Source organism: Nonomuraea deserti (genome assembly GCF_004348685.1).
Taxonomy (GTDB): Bacteria; Actinomycetota; Actinomycetes; order Streptosporangiales; family Streptosporangiaceae; genus Nonomuraea; species Nonomuraea deserti.
Genome location: NZ_SMKO01000116.1, coordinates 17,376 through 29,621 on the forward strand (window position 1 = coordinate 17,376; position 12,246 = coordinate 29,621).

A 12,246-nucleotide genomic window follows, 5' to 3' on the forward strand; every position below is an offset into this window, starting at 1 on the left:
CTCAGGGCCCGGTTCGAGGGCGGCCTCCGTGCTTGGCTCGGGGGCGGGCTCCCGAAAGGAGGCCGGGTCGGCGTCCCAGCGGCGCCGCGGCGCCCTGCGCCGGGCAGGGCTGCTCTCCACCGGCCTGCTCGTCTCGCTGGTGGCTGTGGGCGCCGGGGCCATCGCGGTGCTCAAGCCGTACATCAGCCCTGACGACTTCGACGGGCCGGGCAGCGGCTCGGTGACCGTGCGCATCGCGCCCGGGTCCAGCGCGGAGGCCATCGGCTCGACGCTGGCCGACGCCGGGGTGGTGGCCAGCGCGCGGTCGTTCGTGAAGGTGTCGGAGGACCGCGCGGTGACCGGGCGGCTCCGTCCCGGCCACTACCGCATGCGCAAGGGCATGGCGGCGGGGGCGGCGCTCGACCTGCTGCTCGCGCCCTCGTCCAGGATCGTGAAGCGGGTCACCGTGCCCGAGGGCCTGCGCGCGGCCGAGGTGCTGGCCCGGGTGGCCCAGCAGACCGGGCTGCCGCTCAAGGAGTTGCAGGGCGTCGACAGGGCTCTGGTCGGGCTGCCCGACTACGCGCCGGGGATCGAGGGTTTCCTGTTCCCCGCGACGTACGAGGTCGAGCCGGGCGACACGGCGGTCGACGTGCTGGCGGCGATGGTGGAGAGGTTCCGCGCCGCCGCCCGGCAGGTGGGTCTGGCGGCCGAGGCCGCGAAAGTGCATCTGACGCCGCTCGAGGCCGTCACGGTGGCGAGCCTGATCCAGGCCGAGGGCGGCACCGACGCCGACTACCCCAAGATCGCCAGAGTGATCTACAACCGCCTCGCGAAGGACACGCCGCTGGAGATCGACAGCACCGTTCTGTACGCCCAGAAACGCCGGACGCTGAGGATCACGGAGAGCGACACCAGAGTCGACTCTCCCTACAACACCTATCGCCACAAGGGGCTGCCGCCCGGTCCCATCGCCAATCCCGGAGAGAAGGCGCTGATGGCGGCGCTGCACCCGGCGGAGGGTGATTGGCACTGGTTTGTCACCACTGATCCGGCGCATAGAATCACCAAATTCACCAACAAAGAGAGCGAGTTCGTGAGATACCGGGAAGAGTTGAACAAGAACCTCGGGACGAGCTGATGTTCGGTGGACCCCCCGCTATCACCGCGCAAAAGCCCCAAAACGGGGCATGCGTCCTCTTCCCGTCCCTTAGCATGGCTACCCAGTGTGATCTCCGCTGGCCGTGGCAGCACGTCCGGTGGATCCCCCAGTTCCGCTCGGTGACCCCAGCCGGTTGGGCAGTTCCGCTTGACGCCTGGCCGGGCGTGCCGGGAGATTGGCCAGCGAACCCATGAGCGAACTCGATCTCAACTCCTTGCTCGGCGCCGAGGACGACGAAGGTCCTGCGCGGCGCCGCAGTCGCGGCGGCGGCGGCAGGCGCGGCAACGGCCGCAGACGGCGCAGGCGCCGCAGCCGGGGCAGGTTCATCGCACCGCTGCTCGCCTTCGTGGTGCTGGCCGGCATCATCGGCGGCGGCGGCTACTACGGCTACATGTGGATCAACGACGCGCTCGTGCCCGACGACTACACCGGCCAGGGCGCCGGCGAGGTCGTCATCGAGATCAAGAGCGGCCAGAGCGCCTCCGACGTGGCGGTGGAGCTGGAGCGCCAAGGCGTCGTGGCCAGTGTCAGGGCCTTCACCAACGCGATCGGCAACGCCGGGGCGAGCGCCTCGCTGCAACCGGGTTCGTACAAACTGCGCAAGCGCATGTCGGCCAAGAACGCCGTGGCGATGCTCGACCCGAACAACCGGCTGCGCGTGCCGGTGACGATCAAGGAGGGTCTGCGGCTGTCCCAAACCCTGGCCACGCTCGCCAAGGAGACCGGGCTGCCGCTCAAGGAGTTCAAGGCCGCGGCCAAGGACGTCGAAGCCCTGGATCTGCCGTCCTACGCCAAGGGCAAGCTGGAGGGCTACGCCTTCCCCGCCACGTTCGAGGTGCAGCCGAAGACCACCCCCCAGCAGATCCTCGCGGCCATGGTCGACCGCTACAAGAAGACGGCCGAGTCGGTCGACCTCGAAAGCGGTGCCAGGGATATCGGGTACACACCGCACGAGATCATCACCATCGCCAGCATCATCCAGGCCGAGGCCGGGCGCGCGGAGGACATGCCGAAGATCGCCCGCGTCATCTACAACCGGCTGGACCGCAAGCCACCGATGAAGCTGGGGATGGACAGCACGGTGATGTACGCCCTCGGCAAGTTCCGCACGTACGCCACCCACGCCGAGCTGCAGACCAAGTCCCGCTACAACACCTACAAGTACGAAGGGCTGCCGCCCGGCCCGATCTCCAACCCGGGTGACCACGCCATCGAGGCTGCGCTCAACCCGGCCAAGGGGCCGTGGCTGTTCTTCGTGGCCACCGACCTCAAGAGCAACGTGACCAAGTTCGCCACCACGGAGGCCGAGCGCCAGGCGCTGCTGGCGGAGTGCCGCCGGAACGGCGGCTGCGGCGGCTGATTTTCCCGTCCGCCACGTCCGCCCGCGCCGAGCCGGGGGCGGAGGCCGTACGGGACGGCGCCGCCGGGCCGGAGGACAAGGCCAAGGTCGTCAACGTGAGCCCCGGCTCCGCGGACGGCCTCGGCCCGACCCGGCGCCGTACGGTGCCGCAACGCGCGGGCGATAGGGTCGTCGTGTTCGTGGGAGAAGGAGTGTGGATGCGGGCTGCGGTGCTGGGATCCCCCATCGGCCATTCGCTCTCGCCCTACCTGCACCGGGCCGCCTACCAGGCGATGGGGCTCGACGGGTGGAGCTATGAGGCGTTCGAGTGCGACGAGGCGCGCCTGCCGGGGCTGCTGGCCGACCTGGCGCCGGTGCGCGGCCGGGAGCCCGGCGGCGATGACACCTGGGCCGGGTTGTCGCTGACCATGCCGCTCAAGCGGGCCGTGCTGCCGCTGCTCGACACGGTGTCCGAGGTGGCCGTCGAGGTCGGCGGCGCCAACACCGTGGTGTTCCGCGACGGTCTCCGGCACGGCGACAACACCGACGTCCACGGCATCAAGCAGGCGCTGGCCGAGGCCGGGGTGGCCGCGCCGGGATCGGCGGCCGTGCTCGGCGGAGGAGCCACGGCGGCCTCCGCGCTGGCGGCGCTGCGCGATCTCGGGCTGTTCCAGGCGACCCTGCTGGTGCGCGATCCCGCGCGGGCGGGGGAGACGGCGCAGGTCGCGGAGCGGCTGGGCGTGTCGCTGGCGGTGGAGACGTTCGACAAGATCGAAGTGGCGACGCGGGTGGATCTGGTGGTGTCCACGATGCCCGGCGGCGCCGCCGACGCCTTCGCGGACCGGCTGGCGCGGGTGCCTGCGCTCTTCGACGTGGTCTACTCGCCCTGGCCGACCCGCGCGGCGGCGGCCGTCGAGAAGGCGGGCGGCACCGTGGTCGGTGGCTTCGCGATGCTGCTGCATCAGGCGGTGCGGCAGGTGGAGCTGATGACCGGCCGGTCGGACGTGCCTGTCGAGGCCATGCGCGCGGCCGGGGAGGCCGAGGTCCTGAGGCGGTCGTAGCCACCGGCCCGCGCCGCACCGCGCCACGACGGCGGAGCGGCGGCCGGACCTCGCGCCGGCGCCGAGATCCCACCGCTCCTCAGGGCGGCGGAGGTCGCCTTCGGGCGGGCCTGGCCCTCACCGTTGCTCGAAGCGGCGGAGGTCGCCTTCGAGCGGCCTGGCCATTCTCTGGGCAGATCTTTACCGGCAGGCCATGGCCGGTCGGGATGATTCGGGGAGGCTCGGTGGTTGTGGTAGTGTAGCTCTCTGATCGGTCCGGCATGCCTTGCTGGACGCGCAAGCGGAGGTCTCCCTCCCACCTGAGTCGCCGGAAGGTGGCCGGGTCCAGGATCACGCCGGACTACTCCGGGGAGCTCGAGGCCACGAAGCCACAGAGCTCAGTGGCCCCGCATGCGCGACGTGCGGGGCTTTTCGCGTTCGCAGCGCGAGGGCTCCCGGCACGACGAGCACGTAGGGATCGCAAACCTAGGAGGCCCCATCAGCACTGAGCCCCGCATCAACGAGCGTATCCGAGTTCCCGAGGTTCGCCTCGTGGGCCCGAACGGCGAGCAGGTAGGCATCGTCTCCATTCACGATGCGCTCAAGCTCGCCCAGGAAGCCGACCTCGACCTCGTCGAGGTCGCGGCAACGGCTCGACCGCCCGTGTGCAAGCTCATGGACTACGGCAAGTTCAAGTACGAGTCCGCGATGAAGGCGCGCGAGGCGCGCAAGAATCAGGCGCACACGATCATCAAGGAGATCAAGCTCCGGCCGAAGATCGACCCGCACGACTACGAGACCAAGAAGGGTCACGTGGTGCGGTTCCTCAAGGCGGGAGACAAGGTCAAAGTCACGATCATGTTCCGTGGCCGCGAGCAGTCCCGGCCGGAGCTCGGCTTCCGGCTGCTGCAGCGGCTGGCGGACGACGTCCAGGAGCTCGGCTTCGTGGAGTCCCACGCCAAGCAGGACGGCCGTAACATGATCATGGTGATCGGTCCGCACAAGAAGAAAGCCGAGGCCAAGGCCGAAAAGGCCGCAGCCAAGGCGCAGCGTGGCGGCGAGGAGCCTTCCACACAGGAAGCGTGACCCGCAGTTGGGGTTAGCCTTACAACGCGACCCCAGCCAAAGCCACCGGCAGACGAAGACGCCGCTACCGGGTCGGCCAGCACCGGCCCGGCCTGCGGCACGACCGAAACGAGGAGAGACGGCGACATGCCGAAGATGAAGACGCACAGCGGTGCGAAGAAGCGGTTCCGGCTTACCGGCACCGGCAAGATCAAGCGTCGCCGTGCCAATCGCGCGCACTACAACGAGTGGAAGTCGTCCACGTTGACGCGCCGTCTCAAGAACGAGGTCGTCCTTTCCGACGCCGACCACAAGAAGATCAAGAAGCTGCTCGCCAAGTAGCGCGAACCCCCGGGGAGAAGAATCATGGCACGCGTGAAGCGGGCGCTCAACGCCAAGAAGAAGCGCAAGGTCGTCCTCGAGAGGGCGAGCGGTTACCGTGGCCAGCGGTCGCGTCTCTACCGCAAGGCCAAGGAGCAGATGCTCCACTCGATGACGTACGCCTACCGGGACCGCAAGGACCGTAAGGGTGCGTTCCGCCGTCTGTGGATCCAGCGGATCAACGCCGCCGCCCGCCAGAACGGCCTGACCTACAACCGCCTCATCCAGGGTCTGCGCCTGGCCAACATCGAGGTCGACCGCAAGATCCTCGCCGACCTCGCGGTCAACGACAGCCAGACCTTCGCCACGCTCGTGGAGGCCGCCAAGAAGGCGCTCCCGGCCGACGTGAACGCTCCGGCCGCGGGCTGAGGCAGTTGCTTGAACGAGGGCCCACCGATGACGGTGGGCCCTTTGCTGTGGACGCGCGCGAAGCGCGTCCGGCGGCGGGCCGCGGGACAAGGCCCATCGGCGTGCGTAAGGGCGTGGGGGAAGAGCATGGCGGGGTCCGAGTTGACCAACGTGCGGTCGCCGAGGGTCAAGGCGGCCCGGCGGCTCACCAAACGGGCCTTCAGGGAGCAGGACCGTAGATTCCTGGCCGAAGGGCCGCAGGCGGTGCGCGAGGCGCTCAAGCTCGACGGCGTGACCCTCGAGCTGTTCAGCACCGCCGAGGCAGAGCTGCGCCACCCCGAGCTGATCACCGAGGCCACCCTCAAGGGCATCCCCGTGCACCGGGCCAGCGGTGAGGTCATGTCGGAGCTCTCCCAGACGGTGACCCCGCAGGGGCTGGTGGCGGTCTGCGGGCTCGTGCACGTCCCCCTGGAGCAGGCCATGGCGGGCACGCCCCGCCTGGTGGCGCTGCTCGCGCACGTGCGCGACCCGGGCAACGCCGGCACCGTCATGCGCGCCGCCGACGCCGCCGGGGCCGACACGGTGATCTTCACCGACGCCTCCGTCGACCCGTACAACGGCAAGTGCGTACGCGCCAGCGCGGGCAGTCTTTTCCATCTTCCCGTCGTCATCGGTGCTCCGGTGGGCGCCGCTGCGCGTCACCTCAAGGAGCGGGGGCTGCGCGTGCTGGCGGCCGACGGCACGGGCAAGCGCACGCTCGACGACGTCGATCTGTCCGGTCCCACCGCGTGGATCTTCGGCAACGAGGCCTGGGGTCTGCCGGAGGAGATCCTCGCCGAGGCGGACGATGTGGTCAGAGTGCCCATCTACGGCCAGGCTGAAAGTCTCAACCTGGCCACCGCGGCGGCGGTGTGCCTTTACTCTTCCGCCAGGGCTCAGCGAGTGCCCTAGGCGGCGGGAAACCCGCTATTGTCGGCGATGTAGGCGGAGGAGGCGAGGTCGTGCACGGCGCAGACACCGACGGGCGCGTTGTGGCCGCCGCGTGCACGATAGCCATCGACGATCTCCCTGACGGCCTCATCGTGGCCGACCGATATGGCTGCGTGGTGGCCGTCAACCGAGCCGCCGCCAGGCTCACCGGCATCGCCATGGAGCGCGCGGTCGGCCGGCACATGACCGACGTGTTCCCCTTCCGCGACCATGACGGGCGCGACTGGTGGAAGGCCCTCGACCCCGAGGGCGGGCTGCGCACGCGGAGCAGGGTGCCGGAGCGGCCGCTGCACCTGCCGGGCGGCCAGGAGCTCTACGTCACGGCCCGGTTCATCCGCGAGCCGGAGCGCGGCGGCGACGTCGAGCGCGTCACGATCACCCTCAGAGACGGCGGCGCCCGGGCCCGGCTGGAGCGCAGCCGCGCCGACCTGGTCTCCACGGTGGCCCACGAGCTGCGCTCGCCGCTGACGAGCGTCAAGGGTTTCACCGCGACCCTGCTGGCCAAGTGGACGCGCTTCACCGACGAGCAGAAGCGCGTGATGCTCGAGACCGTCAACAACGACGCCGACCGGGTCACACGGCTCATCACCGAGCTGCTCGACGTCTCCCGCATCGAGTCGGGGCGGCTGGAGGTGCGCCGGCAGGTCGTCGACCTTCCCGCCAGGGCGCGCAGGCTCATCGCCGGGCGGGTGGCGGCCGGCGAGGCCGAACACCGGTTCCGCCTGGTGGTCGGCGACCATCTGCCGGAGATGTGGCTCGACCAGGACAAGATCGACCAGATCCTGGGTAACCTGGTAGAAAACGCGCTGCGCCACGGGCGCGGCACTGTGACAATAGAGATCGAATCCGTTGGGTGGGGAGTTGCCGTGTCGGTGCGCGACGAGGGCGAGGGCATCGAGCCCGAGCTGGCTCCGCGCGTCTTCAGGCAGTTCTGGCGGGGTGGCAACAGCCGCAGGCGTGGCGGCACCGGGCTCGGCCTGTTCATCGTGAAAGGCCTGGTCGAGGCGCACGGCGGCACGATCGCCGTGCAGCGGGCCCCCGAGGGCGGGGCGGAGTTCCGATTTACCGTGCCCACCGGCACGCCTGACTTCGCCACTCCATAAGCGAGCGATTCGGGCCCGGTGGGCGGGTCCCACTAGACTCATTTCCGCTCAAGCCCTGGATACGGAGCTCACTCTTGTCTGACTACGACCCCGTCGAGGTGACACCGTTGCATGCCGACGAGGTGTCCCGCATGGAGGCCGACGCCGTCGCGGCGATCAAGGCGGCCGACGATCTCGACGCACTCAAGCAGGCCAGGCTGGCGCACGCGGGTGACCGCTCGCCCATCGCCCTGGCCAACCGGGAGATCGGCGCGCTGCCGCCGGCCGCCCGCGCGGAGGCCGGCAAACGCGTCGGCGCCACCCGTAAGGCGATCAACGAGGCGCTGGCCGCGCGCCAGGCCGAGCTCGAGGCCGAGCGCGACGCGCGCGTGCTCGTCGAGGAGAGCGTCGACGTCACCCTGCCGTGGGACCGCCGGCCACGCGGCGCCCGCCACCCGCTGACCACGCTGCAGGAGCGCATCGCCGACGCGTTCGTCGCCATGGGCTACGAAGTGGCCGAAGGGCCCGAGCTCGAAGGCGAGTGGTTCAACTTCGACGCCCTCAACATCGCCAAGGACCACCCGGCGCGCTCCGACCACGACACGTTCTTCGTCGGCTCCACGGAGTCCGGCATGGTGCTGCGCACGCAGACGTCGCCGGTGCAGATCCGCGCGCTGCTCCAGCGCGAGCTGCCGGTCTACGTGATCTCACCGGGCAAGACGTTCCGCACCGACGAGCTCGACGCCACCCACACCCCCGTCTTCCACCAGACGGAGGGGCTGGCCGTGGACGAGGGCCTGACGATGGCCCACCTCAAGGGCACGCTCGACCGGTTCGCGGAGGTGATGTTCGGCAAGGGCATCTCCACCCGGTTCCGCCCCAACTACTTCCCGTTCACCGAGCCGTCCGCCGAGATGGACCTCAAGTGCTTCGTCTGCCGCGGCGCCTCGGCGACCCCCGGCAACCCGCCCTGCCGCACCTGCAAGTCGGAGGGCTGGATCGAATGGGGCGGCTGCGGCATGGTCAACCCGCGGGTGCTCGTCGCGTGCGGCGTCGATCCGTCGCGATACTCCGGGTTCGCGTTCGGCATGGGCATCGAGCGCACGCTGATGTTCCGCCACAACGCCGAGGACATGCGTGACATGGTCGAGGGAGACGTGCGCTTCACGCTCCCGTTCGGAATGGAGATCTGATGAAGGTCCCGCTTTCCTGGCTGCGGGAGTATGTCGATCTCCCGGCGGTCACCGCCCACGAGGTGGCCGACAAGCTCACGGCCGCCGGGCTGAAGCTCGAGTCGATCACCTCGCACGGCCACGACGTCAAGAACGTCGTGGTCGGCGAGGTGCTCGCCATCGAGGAGCTGACCGGATTCAAGAAGCCGATCAGGCACTGCAAGGTCGAGACGGGCGAGGCGACGCCGCGCGAGATCGTCTGCGGCGCCACCAACTTCGTCGCCGGTGACCGGGTGCCCGTCGTGCTGCCCGGAGGGGTGCTGCCCGGCGGGTTCGAGGTCGGGGCGCGCAAGACGTACGGGCGCATGTCCGAGGGCATGATCTGCTCCGAGCGCGAGCTCGGGCTCGGCGACGACCACAACGGCATCATGGTGCTGCCCGCCGGCGCCCCGATCGGCGGCGACGTGGTCGAGCTCCTAGGCCTGCGCGACGAGGTGATCGAGCTGGAGATCACCCCCGACATCGGCTACGCGCTGTCGATCAGGGGTGTGGCGCGCGAGGCGGCGACCGCGTTCGGGGTGGCCTTCCGCGATCCCGCGGACGTCGAGCCGCCCGCCGACACCGGGCCGTCGTGGCCCGCCACCATAGGCGACCCGACGGCGTGCGACCGGTTCGTGCTGCGCGAGGTGCGCGGCTTCGACCCCGCCGCGCAGACCCCGCTCTCGATGCGCGTACGCCTGGCACGGGCCGGCATGCGTCCCGTGTCGCTGGCCGTCGACATCACCAACTACCTGATGCTGGAGCTCGGTCAGCCGCTGCACGCGTTCGACCGCGACAAGCTCAGCGGCGAGATCGTGGTGCGCCGGGCGCAGCCCGGTGAGCGGCTGGAGACGCTCGACCACGTGGTGCGCGAGCTCGACCCCGACGACATCCTGATCACCGACCAGTCGGGGCCGATCTCGATGGCGGGCACGATGGGTGGCCTGGAGACCGAGATCTCCGACGGCTCGACCGACATCGTCATCGAGGCCGCTCACTTCTCCGCGACCGGCATCTCCCGCGAGTCCCGCAGGCACGGGCTCGTGTCGGAGGCGTCCAAGCGGTTCGAGCGCGGCGTCGACCGGGAGCTGCCGCTCGTCGCCTCGTGGCGGGCCGTGCAGTTGCTGGCCGAGCTTGACGGCGCCGCCGTCCAGCCCGGCGTCACGCACGCCGAGGTCGAGGTGTCGCCGGCGCGCATCGCGATCCCGTCGGGCCACCCCGGGGCCGTGGCCGGCACCACCTACTCCAAGGAGACCGTGGTCGCCCGGCTGCAGCAGGTCGGCTGCGTCGTCGTCGACGGTGACGACGCCGCCGTGCGCCGGGGCGGTGTCGACCCGACCGGAGTCGTGACCGGCGGCGAGCTGGCGGCCAAGCTGGCCGTCACCGGCGACGACATGATCACGGTGACGCCGCCGTCGTGGCGGCCCGACCTCACCGACCCCAACGACCTGGCCGAAGAGGTCATCCGGCTGGAGGGCTACGAGAGCCTGCCGTCGGAGCTGCCCGCCGCCCCGGCGGGCGCCGGGCTCACCGAGGGGCAGCGGCTGCGCCGGCGGGTGGGCAGGGCCCTGGCCGGAGGCGGCTACGTCGAGGTGCTCAGCTACCCGTTCGTCAGCGCCGCCGACTTCGACCACCTGCAGCTGCCCGCCGACGACGCCCGCCGCAACGCCATGCGGCTGGCCAACCCGCTGTCGGAGGACGAGCCGCTGATGCGCACGACGCTGCTGCCGGGGCTGCTCAAGACCCTGGTGCGCAACGTCGGGCGCGGGTTCGCCGACGTGGCGCTGTTCGAGAGCGGGCCGGTCTACCGGCCGCGCGAGAGTGCTCCCGAGGCGGCGCCGGTGCTCGGGGTGGAGCGCCGGCCGACGGCCGAGGAGCTCGCCTCGATCGAGGCGGCGCTGCCCGACCAGCCCTTGCGCGTCGCGGTCGTGCTGACCGGCGAGTTCGAGCGGTCCGGCTGGTGGGGTTCCGGCCGGCAGGCCTCCTGGGCCGACGCGGTGCAGGCCGCCCGGCTGGTGGCGGCCGAGGCGCGGGCCGAGCTGTCCATCAGCGCCGACCAGCACGAGCCGTGGCACCCCGGCAGGTGCGCGGCCCTCTACCTCGGCGACACGCTGGTGGGGCACGCCGGCGAGCTGCACCCGCGGGTCATCGAGGCCTACGGGCTGCCGGCCCGCACGTCGGCGATGGAGCTGGAGCTGTCGCGGCTCGAGGCGGCCATGCCGGGCCCTGTCGAGACGCCTCCCGTCTCCGCCTATCCGGTGGCCACCCAGGACGTCGCGCTGATCGTGCCCGACTTCACGCCGGTGGCCGACGTCGAGGCGGCCCTGCGCGACGGCGCCGGTGAGCTGCTGGAGTCGATCCGGCTGTTCGACGTCTACGAAGGCGAGCAGGTGGGCGAGGGCAACAAGTCGCTCGCCTACTCGATGCGGTTCCGTGCCCCCGACCGTACGCTGACGGTCGAGGAGACGACCGCGGCCAGGGACGCGGCGGTGGCGATGGCGGCCGACCGCGTGGGAGCCCAGCTCCGCGGGTGATCGTTGCGCCTGAGGGCCGGTGCGGCGGGGTGCCGTGCCGGCCTTTTATCCGGTTCTGCTCGTGTGGAGCGTGGTGAGGTCGAGTGAGGGAACCTCGCCTGCGCGCAAGAGTGCGGGATGCGATCATCAGGCTATGAGTGTGCTTCTGGTGTTCGGCGAGAGGGATGACGCCGAAGAGGTCGCCGAGACGCTGGGGGAGTGGTTTCCCTCGCTCGGGGTGCCACGGGTGGTGCGGGAGACGCTGGCAGGGGAGGACGACGCCGAGGACGCCCAGTGGCTGGTCGTCGTCGAAGGCATGGACGACGGTGCGCTGGCCAAGGTGGATGAGCTGGTCGCGCGGTATGAGGGGTGGCGGGAGGCGGGCTGAGCCCACTCAGAGTCTGTCGATCTCAGTGAGATCGATGGTCAGCTCGAACGGAACAGACAGCTTCAGGGAGTCGTGATGAATGCCGGTGAGTCCGTAGGCTCGGGTGGCCGGGTCGAGTTCGTAGACATAGATCGTCGGTCTGCCCGAATCCTTCTCGACGCGCCAGAAATGCTGGATGCCGGCTCCGGCGTAGAGTTGCGGTTTGCGATGACGGTCGCGCGATCTGGATTCCGGAGAAACGACCTCGATGATGAGCACGACGTCTCCTGCTAGGTAGTACGTCTCATCGTCATCGCACGCCGCCTCGGCCTTGATCACTGTGAGGTCTGGCTCCGGACGCTGATCGGTGCCGAGAACGACGCTCATCTCCCGCCGCACGCGCAGGGTGTCCGGCATGGCTTGGCGCAGGCCCATGGCGAGAAGGTCGATGATCCGCGCGTGGAAGGAGGCCTGAGGACTCACGAAAACCAAGCTTCCGTCAATCAACTCTGTGTGCGCAGGCAAATCCGGAATGTTATCGAGGTCCTTGGCTGTGAAGCCTCCTGGAGGAGGGAAGACCCAGTCGGGCAGCGAGGTAGTCGTCATCTCTAGGCTCACCGCTTCGGCAGTCATGGCTTAACGCTACCAATCTAATGTGCTCACGCCAGGTGAATGGGAGCACACACCGCGTAAGGCTGCGCACCCGAGGGATGGGTGCTGGTCGGCGGTGAGGTCCGGCACGCTGCGCGGGTGGGGGAGAGGCTGGTCAGGG

At 70.1% G+C, this 12,246-nt stretch carries 12 protein-coding genes; 11 read left to right on the top strand and 1 reads right to left on the bottom strand.

Features of this window, described 5'->3' with window-relative positions:
* Positions 1 to 28 precede the first annotated feature (28 nt).
* The 11 genes from mltG (E1292_RS32235) to E1292_RS32285 all read left to right on the top strand — a co-directional run bounded on the left by mltG (E1292_RS32235) (position 29) and on the right by E1292_RS32285 (position 11,495).
* Complete coding sequence (gene mltG / locus E1292_RS32235) at positions 29 to 1,117, top strand: endolytic transglycosylase MltG (protein WP_246090484.1); 1,089 nt, start codon at positions 29 to 31, stop codon at positions 1,115 to 1,117.
* 211 nt (positions 1,118 to 1,328) lie between these two features.
* Entirely contained in the window at positions 1,329 to 2,498 is a 1,170-nt protein-coding gene (mltG, locus tag E1292_RS32240) for an endolytic transglycosylase MltG (protein ID WP_132599736.1), read from the top strand.
* A 197-nt stretch (positions 2,499 to 2,695) separates the two neighbouring features.
* Positions 2,696 to 3,538 carry a shikimate dehydrogenase gene (locus E1292_RS32245; RefSeq protein ID WP_132599760.1) on the top strand — a complete coding sequence of 281 codons (843 nt, stop codon included), beginning with the start codon at positions 2,696 to 2,698 and terminating at the stop codon, positions 3,536 to 3,538.
* 495 nt (positions 3,539 to 4,033) lie between these two features.
* Positions 4,034 to 4,603, top strand: a complete 570-nt coding sequence (infC, locus tag E1292_RS32250) for a translation initiation factor IF-3 (protein ID WP_281284075.1) — start codon at positions 4,034 to 4,036, stop codon at positions 4,601 to 4,603.
* 126 nt (positions 4,604 to 4,729) lie between these two features.
* On the top strand, positions 4,730 to 4,924 hold the full coding sequence (gene rpmI / locus E1292_RS32255; RefSeq protein WP_132503691.1) for a 50S ribosomal protein L35: 195 nt from the start codon (positions 4,730 to 4,732) through the stop codon (positions 4,922 to 4,924).
* Between the two features lie 24 nt (positions 4,925 to 4,948).
* Positions 4,949 to 5,332 (top strand): 50S ribosomal protein L20, encoded by a 384-nt coding sequence (gene rplT, locus E1292_RS32260; RefSeq protein ID WP_132330207.1) that lies wholly within the window; start codon positions 4,949 to 4,951, stop codon positions 5,330 to 5,332.
* Between the two features lie 126 nt (positions 5,333 to 5,458).
* Entirely contained in the window at positions 5,459 to 6,262 is an 804-nt protein-coding gene (locus tag E1292_RS32265; protein WP_132599739.1) for a TrmH family RNA methyltransferase, read from the top strand.
* Positions 6,263 to 6,312: 50 nt separating this feature from the next.
* Positions 6,313 to 7,404, top strand: coding sequence for a sensor histidine kinase (locus tag E1292_RS32270; RefSeq protein ID WP_132599742.1), 1,092 nt, complete (start codon positions 6,313 to 6,315; stop codon positions 7,402 to 7,404).
* Positions 7,405 to 7,535: 131 nt separating this feature from the next.
* Positions 7,536 to 8,576: a phenylalanine--tRNA ligase subunit alpha gene (gene pheS / locus E1292_RS32275; protein WP_246090486.1), complete on the top strand. Its 1,041-nt coding sequence runs from the start codon at positions 7,536 to 7,538 to the stop codon at positions 8,574 to 8,576.
* Positions 8,576 to 11,128, top strand: a complete 2,553-nt coding sequence (locus E1292_RS32280; protein ID WP_132599748.1) for a phenylalanine--tRNA ligase subunit beta — start codon at positions 8,576 to 8,578, stop codon at positions 11,126 to 11,128. The genes pheS and E1292_RS32280 overlap by 1 nt, the downstream gene beginning before the upstream one ends.
* Positions 11,129 to 11,261: 133 nt before the next feature.
* Positions 11,262 to 11,495, top strand: coding sequence for a hypothetical protein (locus E1292_RS32285; protein ID WP_132599751.1), 234 nt, complete (start codon positions 11,262 to 11,264; stop codon positions 11,493 to 11,495).
* A gap of 6 nt (positions 11,496 to 11,501) precedes the next feature.
* Here the strand turns inward: E1292_RS32285 and E1292_RS32290 are convergent, their stop codons facing one another.
* Entirely contained in the window at positions 11,502 to 12,080 is a 579-nt protein-coding gene (locus E1292_RS32290) for a Uma2 family endonuclease (RefSeq protein WP_132599763.1), read from the bottom strand.
* Positions 12,081 to 12,246: the final 166 nt, after the last annotated feature.

Coding starts and splice junctions, on each gene's coding strand:
- mltG (WP_132599736.1), top strand. CDS start 1,329: ATGAGCGAACTCGATCTCAACTCCTTGCTCGGCGCCGAGGACGACGAA.
- E1292_RS32245 (WP_132599760.1), top strand. CDS start 2,696: ATGCGGGCTGCGGTGCTGGGATCCCCCATCGGCCATTCGCTCTCGCCC.
- E1292_RS32290 (WP_132599763.1), bottom strand. CDS start 12,080: ATGACGACTACCTCGCTGCCCGACTGGGTCTTCCCTCCTCCAGGAGGC.
- pheS (WP_246090486.1), top strand. CDS start 7,536: ATGGAGGCCGACGCCGTCGCGGCGATCAAGGCGGCCGACGATCTCGAC.
- E1292_RS32280 (WP_132599748.1), top strand. CDS start 8,576: ATGAAGGTCCCGCTTTCCTGGCTGCGGGAGTATGTCGATCTCCCGGCG.
- E1292_RS32265 (WP_132599739.1), top strand. CDS start 5,459: ATGGCGGGGTCCGAGTTGACCAACGTGCGGTCGCCGAGGGTCAAGGCG.
- E1292_RS32285 (WP_132599751.1), top strand. CDS start 11,262: ATGAGTGTGCTTCTGGTGTTCGGCGAGAGGGATGACGCCGAAGAGGTC.
- rplT (WP_132330207.1), top strand. CDS start 4,949: ATGGCACGCGTGAAGCGGGCGCTCAACGCCAAGAAGAAGCGCAAGGTC.
- rpmI (WP_132503691.1), top strand. CDS start 4,730: ATGCCGAAGATGAAGACGCACAGCGGTGCGAAGAAGCGGTTCCGGCTT.